The organism is Sphingobium cupriresistens, assembly GCF_004152865.1.
Lineage (GTDB): Bacteria > Pseudomonadota > Alphaproteobacteria > Sphingomonadales > Sphingomonadaceae > Sphingobium > Sphingobium cupriresistens.
Genome location: NZ_SEOO01000054.1, coordinates 1 through 18,514 on the forward strand (window position 1 = coordinate 1; position 18,514 = coordinate 18,514).

Sequence of the window (18,514 nt, forward strand, 5' to 3'; positions counted from 1 at the left end):
TCCGCGTTGCCATGCTCATCTTCCTCATCGTTCCCTCCCGACCGTTGCCGGGAGCATTCTAGATGAGGCAACGGCCTGTCACTCAGGAGCAAAAAGGGTGAGGCAATGCGGAGGCGGGCGTCAATCAAGATGAGAACAGATTGTCGCTGGCAGGGCCTATTTAGCGGTCTGATTGTCGCGGGCCGACATTTTCTCGACGGTTTTGATTGTCGCGTAGATTGGCGGCCGTCGGCGGGCGCAGGAAGGCTGTTTTCGAGGACCTGTCGAGCGAGATCATCCAGGACGATGTCTTCCAGCGCCTGCGGACCTTTCTCAATGTCATCGTGACGGGTCATCAGGCGTTCCTTACCGAAGAAGCGCTGACGGCGATCGCGACGACAACCCTGCAAAGCCTGTTTCGACCATCGAACGCCGGCTCTCGGCGCTGGTTTGGGTCTCCCGATCCCGTCTCAAGGCCGTTGCGCCAAACCACCACTTGCCCCCGCTTCCACTGGTAGACGCCGCCCCCTTGGCCATCACGGCACAGACGATCCGCGCCATCTTGTGTACCAACGCACCAGCCAGTGCGGACAGATCCATGAAACCCTCAACGGATCACACTGCCAAGTTCTGCAATTACAGATTCTGACTCTAAGAATCTCGGGGCCATCAGACCGGTTGAACTCACCGCCGCCTTTTTTGCCGAAGGGGCTGCGCTTCGCTCAGCTGTCGGCCACGCTGTTTTGCAGAATGTTGATCTCAGGGTTCGCGAAAATCCGCAACAAAACGACAGGCAAGCCGCGATACAGACCGAACTTGGACCTGTTCAGAGGATGCATATTACGTTAATTGCAGCGGCAAATTGAGAACACCCTAACCTTACTTTATTTTCTATCGGACATTGGAGCCGGAAAGGAAACTATGAGCATTCACACTGAACATGCACCCGCAGCTAGCCTGTTGGAAAAGCTGTCGCAGCGTAATGCGGTTATCGGCATCTTGGGCATGGGTTACGTTGGCCAGCCGCTGGCGTTGCGTTACGCCGGGATCGGCTTCAAGGTTCTCGGCTTCGACATCGACGCGGCCAAGGTCGCGCAGCTGAACGAGGGCAAGTCGGGGATCGAGCATATCGACGATGCGGCTATCGACGCAGCGAATGCCGCAGGCATGGAGTGTACCACCGATTTCAGCCGGGCGTCTGAGGCTGATGCGCTGATTCTCTGCGTACCGACGCCGCTGAACAAGTACCGTGAACCAGATCTAAGCTATGTCATCACTACCTCGGAGTCGGTGATCCCCTATCTGCGCGCCGGTCACGTTCTGTCGCTGGAAAGCACTACCTATCCAGGCACCACCGAAGAAGAGTTGCTACCCCGGATGGAGGCCCGTGGCCTGACTGTCGGCAAGGACGTGTTCTTGGTGTACTCGCCTGAGCGAGAAGATCCGGGCAATGCGAATTTCACCACCAACACGATCCCCAAGGTCGTGGGTGGTCACACGCAAGCCTGTCTTGAGGTGGGCAAGGCGCTCTATGCTCCGGCCATCGACCACATCGTACCCGTCAGCTCGACAAAGGCGGCCGAGATGACCAAGCTGCTCGAGAACATTCACCGCGCTGTAAACATCGGCCTTGTCAACGAGATGAAGATCGTTGCTGATCGCATGGGCATCGACATTTTCGAGGTGATCGACGCAGCGGCGACCAAGCCTTTCGGCTTCACCCCTTATTATCCGGGTCCGGGCCTTGGCGGGCATTGCATCCCGATTGACCCCTTCTATCTGACTTGGAAAGCCCGCGAATATGGGCTGCATACGCGGTTCATCGAGCTTGCGGGCGAGATTAATCGTGCCATGCCGGAATACGTTCTCGACAAGCTAATAAAAGCGCTGAACGATCGGCAGAAGTCACTCAAGGGTAGCCGTGTCATGGTTTTGGGCATCGCCTACAAGAAGAACGTCGATGACATGCGCGAAAGCCCCGCGGTCGAAATCATGGAACTGCTACGGGGTGCCGGCGCAGATCTGCAATATTCGGATCCGCATGTGCCGGTCTTCCCCAAGATGCGAGAGCACAAGTTCGATCTCAGCAGCGTTCCCCTGACGGTAGAAACCCTCGCCACCTGCGACGCCGTAGTCGTGGCGACCGATCACGCGAAGTTCGACTACGACCTGATCCGCAAAAACGCACCTCTGATCATCGACAGCCGAGGTGTCTACCGTGATGTTGACGAAAACATCGTGAAGGCTTGAAACGCGCATCGCGAACCTAAACATCGGCCTTCCAGTGCCTCCAATGGAAACAGGGAGTTTTGAACATTGGGAATATCCAACGATCCCTATACCATCGATACGGAGACGATCTTTGCGGCAACGGGTCTATACTTTCCTAATGTTCGGTTTTCTGCAATCGGAGACGTGCATTCAAATCATTCAAGAAAAATACTGTCGTTCCTAAAAGATACGAAGTTTACACCATTTGTGGCGGGTAATCCGTATATCTCTGGGGTCTTTTGCACCCCAGAGATATCACAATATCTTCCGGCCCATATTGAGGCATTGGTCTGCCCAGATCCAAACTGGGCCTTCTTTATGTTGTTGGACGCGCTCGCAGCTCGAAGACACTTTCCCAAAAGTGTGATCGATATTTCAGCGGTGACCAAGGGAGCCCACATCGCTGAGCGCGGCGTCGTGCTTGAGCGTAACGCCAAACTGGAGGCCTTCGTTAACATCCATTCAGGCGTCAGGATTGGAGAGGGCTCGATCATTCGGGCAGGTGCGGTGTTGGGTCTCGATACTTTCCAGCACCAACGCACATCCAAGGGACTTGTGAGTCCTAGGCATGATGGGAACCTTCTCGTATCGTCAAACGTCGAAATCGGCGCAAACGCCATGATCAGCCGTGGCTTTTCGTATCGAAACACGATCATTGGGCCCTCGGCCAAGATAGATGCCGGTGTCTATATCGGCCACGGTGCACAGATTGGTAGCCGGGCCATCATTTGCGCCGGTTCTCGTGTCATGGGTCATGTATCGATTGGTGATGATGCCTTCATCGGCCCGGGAGCTACGATCAGTAGCCGTATTCATGTTGGTGAAAGGGCCCGCATCTCGATTGGTTCCGTCGTGACGCGAAATGTCGATTCCGATGAGGTTGTGACTGGGAATTTCGCCATTCCTCACGAGGATTTCATCCGGTTGCTGAAGGCCTCTACCCGAAAGATCGAGAATGGTAGTTAGATCACCTTTAGAGCTGCGGGAGCGCAAGGGCACTATGAAGGGCCTACCCAGTACCGTTTTGCGTGATGTCATTCAGTTGCTATCTGGTACGGCGATCGGAAGGCTTATCCTCCTTGCCGCGATGCCGCTTGTGACGCGTCTATACAGTCCGAAGGACTTCGAACTGCTCGCGGTCTACGCGGCCCTAGTCGGAACAGTTGCCGTCGTTGCCTGTCTTCGCTTCGAGATTGCCATCCCCCTCGCTGAAAACGACGACGACGCAATTCATTTGCTTGCTTTGTCGTTAATGTCCGTGGCGGGGGTGGTTGCGCTGATTTTTCTTCTCACCCTCACCCTGCCGCAGCAAATCGCCGAGTTGGTCGGTTCGCCCGGAACCGGAGCCTATATGTGGCTGATTGCGTTGGGTGTGGCGATGACCGCCAGCTATTCGGCGCTGCAATTCTGGGCCGCGCGCAACCGGCGTTTCGGCGCCATCGCTCGGACCCGGGTCGGACAGGCGACCACCGGCGCGGTGACCATGTTGGGGTTCGGCTGGCTTGGGCTGGCGCCAATGGGGCTCTTGCTTGGCAATATGTTCTCACTGGGCGGGGGCGGGCTGTCCTTGGCAGCCCAAGTGATGCGCTGGGACCGGGCGGCCCTACGGGTCTTGACGCGTCGCGGTTTGGCGGCAACACTAGGTAAATACCGGCGCTACCCGATTTTTTCGACGCCTGAAGCCTTGGCCAATGTCGCGGGTATTCAAGTGCCGATCCTTATGATTGCGGCGATGGCCGAGGCCGAAGCCGGGCAATTATTCCTAGCGATGCAGATCATGGCCGCGCCAATGACGCTGCTTGGGGCCTCGGTCGGTCAGGTCTATGCATCTCGCGCGCAGGAGGAGTTACGAAACGGCACGCTGTATCGATTTACCTTATCCATGATGCGCCGGCTATTCCTAATCTGCTTGGTTCCGATGGCAGCCGCCGCGCTACTGGCGCCGCAGTTCTTTCCGGTGGTCTTTGGCGCTGAGTGGGCCCGCGCCGGGGTGATCGTCACCTGGATCGCGCCATGGATGCTGTTGCAACTGACGGTCTCGCCCGTGTCGATGGGCCTGCATGTGACGGGAAATCAGCGCATTGCGATGTCGCTGCATGTATTCGGATTGGCACTGCGCGTGGGGTCGGTGGGCGCGGCTGCGCTAATCCCCGGCATCGGCGCGGTCGAGGGATACGCCACCTCTGGCGCGCTTTTCTACGGCCTTTGCGCCATTATTGTGTTGGGAGCCATACGAAAAACATGAGAATTTCCTATGCTCTCGCGCGGTTCCTCAAACACTCGCGACTCAAAGCCGTGAGAGGCTCCACTCTTCACACGCAGGCCCGGATCGCGGCCGCATCGCAGGTGATCGACAGCACGATTGGCCGGTATACGTACTGCGGCACCGACTGCGTCGTCGTGAACGCCGATATCGGCAGCTTCAGTTCGATTGCCGATTTTGTGATGATCGGTGGCGCGACCCATGCCATGGATCACGTCTCGATGAGCCCAGTCTTCCATGCGGGTCGAAATAGCTTCAAGCGGGTCTTCAGTGCTGTTCCCGCCCCGAAGACACCGCGAACGATTATTGGACATGACGTCTGGATCGGCCACGGAGCAAAGATTGCGGCGGGCGTCCACGTTGGAAACGGTGCCGTGGTTGCCATGGGCGCGGTGGTGACGCGAGACGTCGGACCCTATTCTGTTGTCGGCGGTGTCCCTGCAAGGTTGTTGCGGAAACGCTTTTCCCCGGACATAGCGCTGAAGCTTGCGGCCTTAGCCTGGTGGGATTGGAGCGACGAAACGCTGCAGGAGAGGGCTCATTTATTTGCGGATCCGCGTGCATTGATCGAGGCTCACGAATGAAGATTGTTCATTTCTGCTTGTCGAGCTTCTTCATCGACGGCCGCCTGTATCAGGAAAACGAGCTTGTCCGAGAGCACGCTCGGGCAGGACACGACGTTCTGGTCGTGGCCTCGACGGAGACGTTCGATGAACGGGGACACACACACTACACGCATGCACGGGAGTATGTTGGCGACGAAGGTGTGAGGGTCATCCGCCTTCCATATCGGCGATGGATGCCGTCCAGCGTCGCGCAAAAGATCCGATCCCATCCCGGTGTACGCAAGATTCTCGAGGATTTCGCGCCCGATGCAATCATGTTTCATGGCTCGTCAGGGTGGGAGCTGCAGACGGTGGGCCGCTATGCGCGCACGCATCCCGAGGTGGTGTTCAACATCGACAGTCATTCCGATGCCATCAACAGCGGGCAAGGGTGGATCTCGAGGGAGATTCTGCATAGGCGTTTCTATGCGCCAATTCTGCGCAAGGCGATGCAACAATCAGGGCCTCTTCTGTGCGTCTCGCTCACGGTGATGAATTTTGCTCACGAAGTGTATGGCGTTCCTCACTACAGGCTAGAGTTCTTCCCGCTCGGTGGGCAGATCCCCGATGACGAGACCCGAGCAGTACATCGGCAGGAGGTGCGCCAGCTGCTTGGCATCGCCGCAGATGACATCATGATCGTGCAATCGGGCAAGCAGAACCGCCTCAAAAAATTACCCGAGTCGCTGCGAGCGTTGTCCGCGGTCGACAATCCCAGACTACGCCTAGTGATTGCCGGGGTCCTGCAGGAAGATGTTCGCGCGGAATGCGAGGCCTTAATCGCCGCCGATCGACGCGTGACGTTTCTGGGCTGGCAGGATCCGGACGAGCTGACCGCCCTGCTGTGCGCTGCAGATGTGTATCTGCAGCCCGGCACGCAGTCCGCCACGATGCAGCACAGCCTGTGCTGCGGCTGCGCGGTCATCCTAGATGCGATTCCGGCACATGAAATCTATGTCGACGGCAACGGTTGGTTGGTGGGCACTCAATCCGACCTTATTACGGCTCTGCGAGAAGTTCGGGATGCAAACCTTCTGGCGCTGCAGGCCTGCTCATTGGATTTTGCAAGGCGGAAACTCGACTACACAGTTCTCAGCAACAGGCTACTCATTAGAGGCGGCCGATGAAAAACGCGGGACAACTTAATGATTCTAAGACCTTAAGATCTTATTCCAAGATTCTTCTGGGAGCAGTTCTTCTTATATTATATGTGTGGATTTTTACACATTTATATGTGGAAAACATCTATCCGCGGTGGCGCTATTTTGGCTTTAGACTCGGAGTTGATAACGGAAATTCCTACAAGATTGGCTTAATTTGTATCTTCGCAGGATATATTTTTATTCCGCGAGAGGCAAAGATGGCCTCGGATTACGTCTTGTGGCTTTTGTTCGTACTTGCGTTTGTACCCATTCAAATTACCTTTGGACTTTCTGATAGCATCCCCAATGGCGGAGTTTATTATCAGATAGCATTGCTCATTTCCTTTATCATATCGACCTTTATCGCCCGGCTCTCTGGGCGGATCTCGTGGGTGATGCAAGCTCCTAACAGAAAATCCGAGAATTCTAGAAAGCAGACTCGACCCGGCGCATTCAAAAGATTGTTCATTATGGCTTCCGCTATAGTTGTATTGCTGCTGGTTTTCCGATTTCGATCGATTATGACTTTGGCAGGCATCGAAGATGTCTATGCGCAAAGGGCAGCTGCTTACGAGTTCGGCATTGGCGCATTTTTTGGATATCTTATATTATGGGTAACCTATCTCTTTTCTCCCCTTATCATCGCTATAGGGCTGGTCGAAGGGAAGAAGAGGCTTATTTTTTTGGCGATACTCATGTTTCTCGCTATTTACATGATCACCGCGTCGAAGACTACTTTTGTTATTGCCGCATTCTGCATATCTATTCATTTCTTGAACCGGCTTAGCCTACCTAAAAATATGTATCTTTTGTTCTTTTTTCCAATAATTCCAATGATAATTGCTATGGCTTTCGAGTTTTCGAATAGTACATATATCGGTATAGCCTCCGCTTACATTGTAGACCAAATCGTTATCCGCGGAATTGCTATTCAAGCTATGATATTTAATTTATACGTGGAGTTTTTTTACAACAATCCTGTCACTTATTACTCACACGTGACTGGAATTTCGTCCATCATAAAATATCCATACGACCTTCCGGTTGGAAGGGTCATTAGCGTCTACCAATACGGCAACCCTGATGCTAACGCCAATTCTGGTATTTGGGCAACTGACGGGGTTGCAGCCGCCGGACCTATAGGTATTATTATTGTTGGATTCATGCTTGGAATTTTCTTAGGATTTGCAAATAGGTTTACAAAGAATGTAGATCAACAATTCTTGTCAATAGCTATGGTTCCTCTTGCAATGCTTATGGTCAATGCTTCTCTGTTTACCACACTTGCTTCAGGAGGTGGCTGCTTACTGGTATTGCTGGTGCAAAATCTCTGGAAAGACGTGATACCCGCTACTAGCATGCTCCCGGCATGATGAATTCCTTCTGAGGGAACGTTAAATGAACGAACGCAATGCCATCCTCATCACTGGCGGCACCGGCTCCTTTGGCAAGACCATGCTCCAAGATCTATTGGACAAAGGCTATCCCGAAGTCCGGATTCTCAGCCGTGACGAAGAGAAGCAGGACATGCTGCGCACCACGTTGCGCAGCCCGAATGTGCGCTACTACATCGGCGATATCCGCGACCGAGACAGCGTCGACCGGGCCATGGCTGGCGTCGATTGCGTGTTCCATGCCGCCGCGCTGAAACAGGTGCCCTCGTGCGAGTTCTTCCCGATCGAGGCGGTACGTACCAATATCCTCGGCTCGGAAAACGTCATCCGCTCGGCTACAGCCAACAACGTGCGCTCGGTTGTCTGCCTGTCGACCGACAAGGCGGTGCTACCGGTCAACGCCATGGGCATGTCCAAGGCGATGATGGAGAAGCTGGCGCAGGCGCTGGCCCGCACGCTGGGTCCCGATGCCCGGACCATTGTGTCGATGGTCCGCTATGGCAACGTGATGTATTCGCGGGGCTCAGTAATTCCGCTTTTCATCCGGCAGATCAAGACGGGCGCGCCGATCACAGTGACCGAGCCGCAGATGACGCGCTTCCTGATGCCGCTGCGGGATTCTGTGGCGCTGGTGCATCATGCCTTCGATCATGCCCGTTCGGGCGACCTCTTCATTCGCAAGGCCGCCTCCTCGACCATCGCCGATCTGGTTACGGCGCTGCTGGACCTGTTCGGCGTGCCGGATCAACCGGTCGAGGCGATCGGATGGCGCCATGCTGAGAAGCTCTATGAAACCTTGGCGACGGCGCAAGAACTGGGTCAGTCCGAAGATATGGGCGACTATTACCGGATTCGCATGGACAACCGGGACCTCAACTACAAGGCCTACTTCACCGAAGGTGAGCACGAGACCGTCCACCTCGACGATTACCATTCGCACAATACCGAACGGCTCGATGTCGAGGGGGTGAAGGCGCTGCTGCTGTCGCTGCCCGAGATCAAGGCTGAGCTGGCCGCATGGAACGCGCGCGCATGAAGATCGTCATCACCGGCGCCGGCGGGCTGGTCGGCTGGCACTCGGCGGTCAGGGTTCACGCGGCCAATTGCGCGGCGCGTTTCAAAGGAGCCAACGCGCCCTATGAACTGGTGCTACTGGATCACGCGGCTTTCGAGGATGACGCCAAGCTCGATGCCGCGCTGGCCGGGGCCGGGGGAGTGCTGCATTTCGCGGGCGTCAACCGGGCACCAGACCCGGTGGTCGCGGCGGGAAATCCCGCCATCGCTCGCCGACTGGCCGAGGCCTGCGCCCGCACCGGCAGCCGCCCACATGTAGTATATGCGAATTCCACCCATGCGACCAGTGACACGACTTACGGCCGTTCGAAGCGGATTGCGGGAGAAATCCTCGCGGGGATCGGCGGGCGCTACAGCGACCTCGTGTTGCCGCATATCTTCGGCGAAGGCGCCCGGCCGCGCTACAACAACGTTACTGCGACCTTCATCGAGGCAGTGATCGCCGGTCAGACGCCCGAGATCAATCTAGCTGGCCGCGTCTCGCTCTTGCATGCGGGAGAAGCGGCGCAGGTGGCGCTGGAGGCGATGGCCCAGGGCCGGACTGGTACCATCCGTCCCGCCGCGCGCGACATCACGGTGACCGAGCTTTTCGAGCTGCTGCAGGGGTTCCATCGCGACTACGGAAGGAATGTCTATCCCGATCTGGGCGATCCCTTCACCATGACGCTGTTCAACACCTACCGCGCGGCGCTCTATCCCGGCGGGTTCCCGCGTCCGCTGAAGCTCAACACCGATGCCCGCGGGACCCTGTTCGAGGCGGTGAAGGGCGGTGGCGGCGGGCAGACCTTTGTCTCGACGACCAAGCCGGGGGTGACGCGCGGTGACCATTTCCACCTGAACAAGGTGGAACGGTTCTTGGTCGTGCAGGGTGAGGCGATGATCCGCATCCGCAAGGTGCTGAGCGAAGAGGTCTGGGAATTTCCCGTATCAGGAAGCGCGCCGGCGCCAGTCGACATGCCGACGCTGCACACACATTCGATCGAGAATGTCGGTCAGGGAGAACTGTTGACGCTGTTCTGGACGCACGATCTCTTCGACCCCGCCAATCCTGACACTTTTGCCGATAAGGTTTTGAAATGAAACTCCTCAAGGTCATGACCATCCTCGGTACACGACCCGAGATCATCCGTTTGTCGCGCGTCATGGCGCGTCTCGACGACTTCACCAATCATGTGATTGTGCACACCGGCCAGAACTGGGACTACGAGCTGAACGGGGTGTTCTTCGAGGATCTGGGTGTGCGTAAGCCGGATTACTTCCTCAGCACGGGCGGCGGCACGCTGGGCGAGACGCTGGGCAAAATCCTGATCGAGAGTGAGAAGGTTCTCGCTCAAGGAAAGCCCGACGCGGTGGTGGTGCTGGGAGATACCAACTCGGCAATCTCGGCGATCATGGCGCGGCGGATGAAGGTGCCAGTCTATCACATGGAGGCTGGGAATCGCTCGTATGACCGCAACGTCCCCGAGGAGACGAATCGCAAGCTGGTCGACCATATCGCGGACTTCAACCTAGTCTATACCGAGCACGCTCGCCGACACCTGCTGTCCGAAGGCGTGCATCACCGGAGGATTTACCTGACCGGCTCGCCCATGCGCGAGGTGCTCGATCATTACCGCCACCAGATCGAGACGTCGGACGTCCTGACACGGCTGGGTCTGATGGAGCGCGGGTATTTCATCGTATCGCTGCACCGCGAAGAGAACGTGGACAGTTCTGCCCGGCTCGGCCAGTTGGTCGCGGCGCTGAACCTGCTGGCCGAACACCATGACATGCCGGTCATCGTCTCGACCCATCCCCGGACTCGCAAGCGGCTGGACGCGCTGCAGGGCCAAGCGCTGGATGCGCGGGTGCAATGGATGAAACCCTTCGGGTTCCACGATTACAACCACCTGCAGATGAAGGCCTATTGCACCATCTCAGACAGCGGCACCATCGCCGAGGAAAGCTCGATATTGGGCTTCCCTGCCATCACCCCGCGTGACGCCATAGAACGGCCCGAGGGGCTGGACGTCGGGTGCATCATCGCCACCGGTCTTGACCAGAATACCATCGTCAACAGCGTCGAGGCTGTGACGCGGATGTTCGCTGAGCGGGTGGCAGCGGGTGTTTCGCATCCGGTCCCCGCGGATTATTGCGTCACCAACACCTCCGAGCGCGTGGTCTCGCTGATTCTGGGGACGGCGAAACTGTCGAATGCCTGGGACGCAATCCGAACAAACGACCTGACATGACCAAGACTAACCGAGCCGACGCCGCGGTGCCAAAGCCACGGATCATCCACCTCAGCCAGCTGTTCGATCCCGAGCCCACCTTCAAAGGGCACGATTTCATCAGGCGGCTCGAGGATCGCGGCTTCGAGGTCGAGGTCGTCACCGGCTTTCCTAATTATCCCGGTGGGAAGGTTTATGATGGCTACGAAATCCGCCCCTTAGTCCGCGAAACGATGGGTCAGACTGCGGTGACGCGGTTGGCCGTATATCCGTCGCACGACAAATCGGCTTTGAAGCGGATCGTGACCTACGCGACCTTCATGATCACCGCGTTCCTCTATCTGACCTTCTGGTCCAAGCGATCGGATCTTGTTTATGTCTATTACCCGGCGCTGACCGCCGGGCTGGCGGCCGTGGGGGCCAAGTTCTTTCGCCGGACGCCGGTCCTGCTAGATATGCAGGACATGTGGCCCGATTCCCTAGGCTCGTCGGGGATGATGCAGAACCGCGTGCTGCTTGGCATCACCAACGCGGCCTGCAACTTCCTCTACCGGCACTGCGATCACATCTTGGTCCTGTCACCCGGCTTCAAGACCCTGTTGATGGAGCGCGGGGTCCCAGCCGAGAAAATCACTATCGTCTACAACTGGGCCGACGAACCGCCCGCGATCGAGGATGGTTGCCTGCCTGAAGGATTCGATCCGGCGGACGGGTTCCGGGTGCTCTTTGCCGGGAACATGGGCGCGGCGCAGCAGTTGGATACGATAATCGACGCCGCCCGCAGCCTGCGCGACCAGCATCCCGATTGCGTCTTCTATTTCATGGGCGGCGGCATCGACAAGGATCGCCTTGCCGATCGGGCGCGTGGGCTGGATCTGCCCAACGTGAGGTTCTTGCCGCGAGTGCCGTTGCAGGAGGTCCAGCGCTTTCTGGCTACCGCCGATGCTCTACTGGTGCACCTAGCCGACGAGCCCTTATTTCGCATCACGATTCCGTCCAAGACGCAGGCCTATCTTTATGCCGGCCGGCCCATTCTGATGGGGGTAGTGGGCGATGCTGCCGATCTGGTTCGCGAGGCGGATGCGGGCTATGTGTTCAACCCTGGGGATTCCGAGTCGCTAGCCGATTGCGTCCGGCAGCTCATTGCCGATGGACCGGCACGCCGCGATGAAATCGGACGCCATGCACAGAGCTTCTATCGAGAGAGGTTGCGTCGGTCCAAGGGGATCGATGCAACCGTTAATTTGATCAATCGTTTTCGAAAAGGGTCGCGCAACAGAGATCCGCACAAAGGGGTGTCGCCGTGATCACCGAAACCGTTCCGTTCTTCCGACCATCGATCGGCGAGGAGGAAATCGCCGCAGTGACTGACTGCCTGCGCTCGGGCTGGCTGACTACGGGGCCAAAGACGGCCGCCTTCGAGAAGGCCTTTACCGAGTTCTTGGGCGGCGGGCTCGAATCCGTTGCCGTCAACTCGGCCACCGCAGCGCTGCACTTGGGGCTGGAGGCGCTCGGTGTAGGGCCCGGCGACGAGGTGATCGTGCCGACGCTGACCTTCACCGCCACGGCCGAGGTGGTTCGCTACTTGGGCGCGCAGCCGGTGCTGGTCGACATTGATCCAGCGACCTTCTGCATCGATCCCGACTGCGTCGAGGCGGCGATCACCCCCCGGAGCAAGGTCATCATGCCGGTGCATTTCGCCGGAAGGATGTGTGACATGACCCGCTTGCGGGCCATCGCCGACCGGCACGGGCTCAAGATCCTCGACGATGCGGCGCATGCGCTGCCTGCCCATCACCAGGGAGTCACGGTCGGCAAGGCGAACGCGGATATCACCGCCTTCAGCTTCTACGCCAACAAGACCATGACCACCGGCGAGGGCGGCATGCTGGTCACCGCTGACCCGGCCATCGCCGACCGGACCCGGATGATGCGCTTGCACGGCATCGACCGCGACGTGTTCAACCGTTTCACCGATCCGCGCGCCAGCTGGGTCTATGACGTCGCGGCCCCCGGATTCAAATACAACCTGACCGACATCGCCTCAGCGCTAGGTCTGGTACAATTGCAGCGCGCCAAGGATTTCGGCCGGATCAGAACCGAGCGCGTCACCCGCTACGACCAAGCCTTCGCCAATCTGCCGCTGCTCCTGCCGCCGCGTCCAGCCGAGGGTGACAGCCATTCCTGGCACCTATACATCGTGCAGCTGAAAGAGGACGCACCCATCGACCGCGACGCCTTCATCTTGGCGCTGAAGGAACGCGGCATCGGCATCTCGGTGCATTACCGGCCGCTACACCAGATGACGGTATGGAAACCCTTCTGCGAGGGCGCCAGCTTTCCGCAGGCGGATCTGGTGTTTAGCCGCTGCGTGTCGTTGCCGCTCTTCATGGCGATGACCGATGCCGAACAGGACCGGGTGATCGAGGTCGTGCGGGACGTTCTGATAGGCGTGTGATGAAGCCGATCGACAACAGGGTTGCTTTCGGGCAACTAGTGAAACGCCTCCTTGACGGGACGGTGGCACTGATCGCGCTGCTGGTGCTGCTGCCGATTTTGGTGGTGGCGGCGCTGGGGATCAAGATGACCTCACCGGGTCCGATCTTCTACCGGGCCAAGCGCGTCGGCAAAGGCGGTAGGGTCTTCTCGATGCTGAAGCTCCGCACGATGCGCATGAACAGCGACGGGGTAAGCGCTATCACCGCCCCGGATGACCGCCGCATCTTCGGTTTCGGCTTGTGGCTGCGGCGTCTGAAGATTGACGAATTGCCGCAGTTCTGGAACATCCTAACCGGCGACATGTCACTGGTCGGCCCCCGGCCTGAGGATCCGAAGATCGTCGAGCGGGATTACAACTGCTGGATGCGGGAAACCTTGCTGGTCGCCCCAGGCGTCACCGGCCCTGGCTCAGTCTATGGCTATTTCTTCGGCGATGCGCTGCTGGATGACGCCGATCCCGAGGGCAGCTATGCCCGGAACCTCCTGCCGCCCAAGCTGGCGCTGGAACGGGCCTATCTGGATCGCGCGGGCGTCCTCAGCGACTTCAGCTATATTCTGCTGACCGCCTGGGCGATTGTCGCGCATATTCTAGGGCGCGAGGTCCGCCTGCCCCGGGCCGATGTCGAGGGCGCCCGTCGCTGGGCGCCGCAGGGTCCTTACCCGATCGCCCGGACATAGTGGCACAGCGTCCGCGCGCCGCGCATCTCGGTCGCGTCGAGGGTGAAGCCGCGTGTCTCGTAGAAGCGGCGCACTGCGTCATTACCCTCGGCGTCGGTTGTCAGAGTGAGTCTGAGCGCCCCCTGCGCACGAGCCGCCTTGATGAAGGCTTCCAACAGCAGCCCGCCGATCCCATCTCCAGAGCTGCCGACCGCGATCGAGGACAGTTCAACGGCATCGATCGGCTGCTGCGCTTGAGCCTCAACCCGGCGCATATTGCGCAGAATCTGTGGCACTAGGCCGGGATCGCGTAGTACGGCCAGCACGATGGCGGGCAGCATCTGCTTGCGCCGCCGCGCAAAGGCTTCGTAGAATTTTTGCGGCTCGAGAAAGCCTATGGCAAAGCCCAAGACCCGCGCAGTCCCAGGTTCCGCCGCCATCAACGCGATCCTGCCGTCGAATTCGAGCGCGGTCTGGTAGTAGGCCCGCAGGAACCGGGTCCCCATGCGCGTCAGGAAGAACTTGGCGAAGGCGATCTTGTGAACCTCGATTACCGCTTCAAGGTCGGATGTCCGAATGTCCCTGATTTCCATTCCCTCATCCTCTGATCCGTCTCAGCTCTCTATAGTGGTTTGTGAACCACAGGCCGGCTATGGCCAAGGTTGAGCATACTTCGGATTCCTATGTTCTGGTAGTAGCCATCCGCGGTAGGCGTCAACTCAAGGTCTGTGCGCCAGACAACGATTTGACGGATATAATGAGAACAAAGTCGTCAGGCGACCACGCGGAGATACTGATATAGGGTTTCACGGCTGATCCCTAGGTCGCGGGCGATGACTGCCTTGCGCTCGCCGGCAGCGACACGGCAATGCAGTTCGGCCAACTTTTCGTCTGAGAGGGAGCGCTTGCGCCCACGATAGGCGCCGCGCTGTTTGGCAAGCGCAATGCCTTCGCGTTGGCGTTCGCGGATCAGGGCACGCTCGAACTCGGCGAACGCGCCCATGACCGACAGCATGAGATTGGCCATCGGTGAATCCTCGCCAGTGAAGGAAAGGCTTTCCTTGACGAACTCAATGCGGATGCCCTGACGGGTGAGCGACTGGACAAGCTTGCGCAGGTCATCAAGATTGCGCGCGAGGCGGTCCATGCTGTGGACGACCAGTATGGGGTGACTACACGAAAGTGACGTATCTGCACGGAAAGGGCGAACGGATAGCGAACGTCACGCGGCAAGTAGGGAGTTGACGGCGCGCAGCGGTCGCAAGGCGTCCGGATCGGGTTGATCTTCAACATTCCAGCTATAGTCACCGGTCAGCGAGATATGCTCCCAGCCCAATGGCGCGATGTGGCGTGCGATTTCGTCGGCTGTGCCGATGTCCGCCAGCGCCATTTCGAGATAGCGAGTGTTCCACAAGATGATGGCGGCGACGAGCAGGTTGAGGCCGGAGGCGCGATAGGTCTGGTTCTCGAACCGACGATCGCGCAGTTCGCCGAGCTGGTTGAAGAAGAGCGCGCGGGCGAGCGCGTTGCGGGCTTCGCCTTTGTTGAGGCCCGCCTGGGTGCGCCGGCGCAGGTCGATGTCGCGCAGCCAGTCGAGCATGAAAATGGAGCGTTCGAGGCGGCCCAGCTCGCGTAGTGCGAGGGCCAGTCCGTTCTGTCGCGGATAGGCGGACAAGCGGCGCAGCATTGCCGAAGCAGTGACGGTGCCGGTGCGGATCGACGTGGCGAACCGCAGCAGTTCGTCCCAATGCGCCGCGACATGACCCAATGCGATCGGTTCGGCCGTCATGCCGGCAAGCAAGGGGCCGGATTCTTGGCCGGGAAGGAGGTGTAAACGACGCTCCTTGATGTCGCGCAGGCGCGGCGCGAAGCGGTAGCCGAAGAAGGGCATGAGGCCGAACACATGGTCCGATGCCCCGCCCGTATCGGTGTAGTGCTCCTCGATCGTCAGGCCGGTCTGGTGATACAGCAAGCCATCCAGCACATAGGGCGCTTCGCCAGCGGTCGCCGCGATCACCCGACTTGCGAAGGGGTCATATCGATCCGAGACATGGGTGTAGAAGGCAACGCCTGGTTCGTTGCCGCTGCGCGCGTTGATGTCGCCGATCGCGGCCCCACGGCCCCCGGCATGAAATTGCTGTCCGTCGCTCGACGAAGTGGTGCCGTCTCCCCACAGCGCGGCGAGCGGCATGGCGCGATGGGCGTCGATCAGCCTTCCCAACGCTTCGCCATAGGCGGCTTCGCTGATGTGCCAGTCGTGAAGATGGGCGAGCTGACGCAGACTTGCGCCCCGGCAGGTTTCCGCCATGCGTGTGAGGCCGAGATTGATGCCATCGGCGAGGATGACCGTGAGCAGCGCATTGCGATCGTCGGCTTCCCGGCCCGAACGACGATGGATGAAGCATTCGCTGAACCCGGTCCAGGCATCGACCTCCAGCAGAAGATCGGTGATCTTCACGCGCGGCAGTCGATCATAGGCGGCGCGACGGGCAATCTCGGTGGCGGGCGGTGTTGCCGCCTTCAGCGGCGAGATGATGAGACCGTTTTCGTCAAGCTTAACCTGGGGCAGCTCCCCTTGCCGTGCAAGGACCGTTACCTGCTCGATCGCCGTGTCGAGCCTGGTGCGCCGTTCCTCGATATGGCGCTCGAAATCCGTTTCGATGGCGAGCGGCAACGGCCCCTTCTCGCGCAGCGCCGCAAAGGTCGCCGGCGGTATGAGATAGCTGTCGAAATCGCGAAACTGCCGGCTTCCCGCGACCCATATATCCCCGGCTCGCAACCGCTCGCGTAGTTGCGACAAGGCGCATAGTTCATAAGCGGCACGATCAACGATGCCATCCCGCAGGACGAACGGGCGCCATGCGGGCGGCACAAAGCGTAGCGGCACGCGATCAGGCAAGCGCCGTTTGCCGGTCCGATATAGCTCCGCGATGATGGCCAGCGCTGACAGGAGCCCCTGAACCGCGCCGGCGCCGCGAAACTCGAAGGCGTTGAGAAAAGCGCCGACAAAGAGCTTCACCGTCCGATGCCGCTCGATCAATTCGGCGGTGCGATCGACGGTTTCCGGTCGCCCGAGCACTTCGGCCTGCTCGACGGCCACGGCGAAGTGCTGCCAGTCCAGCGCCTCGATCTGCGCCAGAGAATCCACGCCCTTGCTGCGCGCGTCGATGAGGAGGCGGCAAGACCCCGTGAGCGTCCGGAGGTGGCCTTGCAACTCGCGCACCGTCTTGAGGGCTTTGTCGCGGGTCCGGTTCTCGGCGCGGCGCGCCATGCTGCCCAACAGCTTGTCGAACATCGTCAGGGTGGCGTCGGTCAGGCTTTCCTCAAGCCGGATGCCGGTTGCCGCCAGCGTCGCATGGCGGCGCAGGGCATTGAGTTCGCCAAGGTGCTGGGGTGTGATGCGGCTGCCTTCGTCCGCCAGCCTGTCAAAAGTCAAAGCCGGGATCATGTCGGCACGGGCGCGATCGAGGCCCAGCGCGCGGATATAGGCGAGCCGTTCGATCAGGCGCAGGATGTTGCGCGCTGCCGGCGATTGTGGCGCATTGCGCATCCAGGATAGCCATGTCGCGACCTGCCCCGGTCGTCGGGCCAGCAAATCGTCCAGGCCCTGAAGGGTGTCAGGCAGCAGGCCATTCGTGAGCACTTCATAGGTAAGCTGTTCGGCTTGCTGGCGCGCCCGCCGCAGCACCGCTTCGAGAATCGACGGAGAAGGCAGGAGGATCTGCAGGCGCCGGAGTTCATCGACGATGACGTCTGCCATCTGGCCGGGGTGTATGATGGTCTGCGCGATTGGGACCGAGAAGGCGACAACTTCACGGAAAGCGTTGCGGTCAAAAATCCTGAACCCGTGCGATCGTCGGATTTCGACGAGATGCTCGCGACGGGTCTGGTCCCGATGGGCATAATCCGCGAAGGCTGCCGGCGCGACGCCGAGTTGCTGCGCCACATAGGCGAGCACAGGAGCGGGCGGGACTTCGCCCGCTTCCAGCGCACGGCCAGGCCATCTCATATATAGCATGAGCATCGCATAGCCGAGCCGGGTGGCATCGCCGCGACGGCGGCCGACAATTTCCAGGTCGTCGCTGGTCAGCGTATAATGACGCGCGATCTCGCGCTCATCGAGCGGCGCGCCATAATGCCTCGCCCAGATTTCCAGGCTCACCAGTCGCCGTCTCGCCAAGCATCATCTCCTTCGCTTTGCGTGTCCGTCAGACGGTCCTCTGGCGGCCAACAGGAATATGTCCGTTAACTCTGGACCTGTAACGGCGATTCGGACAAGATCGCATAATGACGGGAAAACGGACAGGATCGGGCATCATGTGGCGCTGATCGGCTATGCGCGCGTCTCGACCGCAGACCAGAAGCTGTCGCTCCAGCTTGACGCGCTGAACACTGCCGGGTGCGACCGTATATTCGACGA

General features: G+C 59.1%; 16 protein-coding genes and 1 pseudogene. 14 read left to right on the forward strand and 3 right to left on the reverse strand.

All coding sequences use genetic code 11. The features are described 5' to 3' along the window. Positions 1–251: 251 nt before the first annotated feature. The 13 genes and pseudogenes from EWH12_RS22755 to EWH12_RS19820 all read left to right on the forward strand — a co-directional run. Positions 252–497 (forward strand): annotated as a pseudogene (locus tag EWH12_RS22755) (hypothetical protein); the annotation flags it as partial. A gap of 403 nt (positions 498–900) precedes the next feature. Continuing rightward, positions 901–2,229 (forward strand): nucleotide sugar dehydrogenase, encoded by a 1,329-nt coding sequence (locus EWH12_RS19765; protein ID WP_129927572.1) that lies wholly within the window; start codon positions 901–903, stop codon positions 2,227–2,229. Positions 2,230–2,295: 66 nt separating this feature from the next. Further along, complete coding sequence (locus tag EWH12_RS19770; RefSeq protein WP_129927573.1) at positions 2,296–3,216, forward strand: DapH/DapD/GlmU-related protein; 921 nt, start codon at positions 2,296–2,298, stop codon at positions 3,214–3,216. A 34-nt stretch (positions 3,217–3,250) separates the two neighbouring features. Next, positions 3,251–4,495 (forward strand): lipopolysaccharide biosynthesis protein, encoded by a 1,245-nt coding sequence (locus EWH12_RS19775; RefSeq protein ID WP_165363667.1) that lies wholly within the window; start codon positions 3,251–3,253, stop codon positions 4,493–4,495. Then, positions 4,492–5,097, forward strand: coding sequence for a CatB-related O-acetyltransferase (locus EWH12_RS19780; protein ID WP_165363668.1), 606 nt, complete (start codon positions 4,492–4,494; stop codon positions 5,095–5,097). Before EWH12_RS19775 ends, EWH12_RS19780 begins: the two co-directional genes overlap by 4 nt. After that, the gene (locus EWH12_RS19785) at positions 5,094–6,245 is read left to right on the forward strand and encodes a glycosyltransferase family 4 protein (protein WP_129927576.1); all 1,152 of its coding nucleotides are present in this window, start codon (positions 5,094–5,096) and stop codon (positions 6,243–6,245) included. Before EWH12_RS19780 ends, EWH12_RS19785 begins: the two co-directional genes overlap by 4 nt. Beyond that, the gene (locus EWH12_RS19790; protein ID WP_129927577.1) at positions 6,242–7,633 is read left to right on the forward strand and encodes an O-antigen polymerase; all 1,392 of its coding nucleotides are present in this window, start codon (positions 6,242–6,244) and stop codon (positions 7,631–7,633) included. Before EWH12_RS19785 ends, EWH12_RS19790 begins: the two co-directional genes overlap by 4 nt. Positions 7,634–7,658: 25 nt before the next feature. Continuing rightward, a complete protein-coding gene (locus EWH12_RS19795) occupies positions 7,659–8,690 on the forward strand; it encodes a polysaccharide biosynthesis protein (protein WP_129927578.1) in 1,032 nt (343 codons plus the stop codon). Further along, entirely contained in the window at positions 8,687–9,808 is a 1,122-nt protein-coding gene (locus tag EWH12_RS19800) for a polysaccharide biosynthesis C-terminal domain-containing protein (protein ID WP_129927579.1), read from the forward strand. The genes EWH12_RS19795 and EWH12_RS19800 overlap by 4 nt, the downstream gene beginning before the upstream one ends. Beyond that, positions 9,805–10,959, forward strand: coding sequence for a non-hydrolyzing UDP-N-acetylglucosamine 2-epimerase (wecB, locus tag EWH12_RS19805; protein ID WP_129927580.1), 1,155 nt, complete (start codon positions 9,805–9,807; stop codon positions 10,957–10,959). The genes EWH12_RS19800 and wecB overlap by 4 nt, the downstream gene beginning before the upstream one ends. Continuing rightward, complete coding sequence (locus EWH12_RS19810) at positions 10,956–12,245, forward strand: glycosyltransferase family 4 protein (protein WP_129927581.1); 1,290 nt, start codon at positions 10,956–10,958, stop codon at positions 12,243–12,245. The genes wecB and EWH12_RS19810 overlap by 4 nt, the downstream gene beginning before the upstream one ends. Next, the gene (locus EWH12_RS19815; RefSeq protein WP_129927582.1) at positions 12,242–13,396 is read left to right on the forward strand and encodes a DegT/DnrJ/EryC1/StrS family aminotransferase; all 1,155 of its coding nucleotides are present in this window, start codon (positions 12,242–12,244) and stop codon (positions 13,394–13,396) included. Before EWH12_RS19810 ends, EWH12_RS19815 begins: the two co-directional genes overlap by 4 nt. Continuing rightward, a complete protein-coding gene (locus tag EWH12_RS19820) occupies positions 13,396–14,115 on the forward strand; it encodes a sugar transferase (protein ID WP_129927583.1) in 720 nt (239 codons plus the stop codon). Before EWH12_RS19815 ends, EWH12_RS19820 begins: the two co-directional genes overlap by 1 nt. Here the strand turns inward: EWH12_RS19820 and EWH12_RS19825 are convergent. The 3 genes from EWH12_RS19825 to EWH12_RS19835 all read right to left on the reverse strand — a co-directional run bounded on the left by EWH12_RS19825 (position 14,094) and on the right by EWH12_RS19835 (position 18,274). After that, entirely contained in the window at positions 14,094–14,687 is a 594-nt protein-coding gene (locus tag EWH12_RS19825; RefSeq protein WP_129927584.1) for a GNAT family N-acetyltransferase, read from the reverse strand. The two genes, EWH12_RS19820 and EWH12_RS19825, sit on opposite strands and share 22 nt — an antisense overlap. Positions 14,688–14,866: 179 nt before the next feature. Beyond that, complete coding sequence (locus EWH12_RS19830; RefSeq protein WP_129927585.1) at positions 14,867–15,259, reverse strand: recombinase family protein; 393 nt, start codon at positions 15,257–15,259, stop codon at positions 14,867–14,869. A gap of 57 nt (positions 15,260–15,316) precedes the next feature. Next, positions 15,317–18,274: a Tn3 family transposase gene (locus tag EWH12_RS19835; protein ID WP_031286087.1), complete on the reverse strand. Its 2,958-nt coding sequence runs from the start codon at positions 18,272–18,274 to the stop codon at positions 15,317–15,319. A gap of 139 nt (positions 18,275–18,413) precedes the next feature. Here EWH12_RS19835 and EWH12_RS22970 point away from each other — a divergent pair. Then, positions 18,414–18,514: recombinase family protein (locus EWH12_RS22970; protein WP_165363670.1), on the forward strand; the 101-nt coding region annotated here is incomplete at its 3' end.

What these genes read in the sequence shown, in the direction of transcription:
- EWH12_RS19765 (WP_129927572.1), top strand. Translation starts at nt 901, where the DNA reads ATGAGCATTCACACTGAACATGCACCCGCAGCTAGCCTGTTGGAAAAG.
- EWH12_RS19775 (WP_165363667.1), top strand. Translation starts at nt 3,251, where the DNA reads ATGAAGGGCCTACCCAGTACCGTTTTGCGTGATGTCATTCAGTTGCTA.
- EWH12_RS19780 (WP_165363668.1), top strand. Translation starts at nt 4,492, where the DNA reads ATGAGAATTTCCTATGCTCTCGCGCGGTTCCTCAAACACTCGCGACTC.
- EWH12_RS19785 (WP_129927576.1), top strand. Translation starts at nt 5,094, where the DNA reads ATGAAGATTGTTCATTTCTGCTTGTCGAGCTTCTTCATCGACGGCCGC.
- EWH12_RS19790 (WP_129927577.1), top strand. Translation starts at nt 6,242, where the DNA reads ATGAAAAACGCGGGACAACTTAATGATTCTAAGACCTTAAGATCTTAT.
- EWH12_RS19795 (WP_129927578.1), top strand. Translation starts at nt 7,659, where the DNA reads ATGAACGAACGCAATGCCATCCTCATCACTGGCGGCACCGGCTCCTTT.
- EWH12_RS19800 (WP_129927579.1), top strand. Translation starts at nt 8,687, where the DNA reads ATGAAGATCGTCATCACCGGCGCCGGCGGGCTGGTCGGCTGGCACTCG.
- wecB (WP_129927580.1), top strand. Translation starts at nt 9,805, where the DNA reads ATGAAACTCCTCAAGGTCATGACCATCCTCGGTACACGACCCGAGATC.
- EWH12_RS19810 (WP_129927581.1), top strand. Translation starts at nt 10,956, where the DNA reads ATGACCAAGACTAACCGAGCCGACGCCGCGGTGCCAAAGCCACGGATC.
- EWH12_RS19820 (WP_129927583.1), top strand. Translation starts at nt 13,396, where the DNA reads ATGAAGCCGATCGACAACAGGGTTGCTTTCGGGCAACTAGTGAAACGC.
- EWH12_RS19825 (WP_129927584.1), bottom strand. Translation starts at nt 14,687, where the DNA reads ATGGAAATCAGGGACATTCGGACATCCGACCTTGAAGCGGTAATCGAG.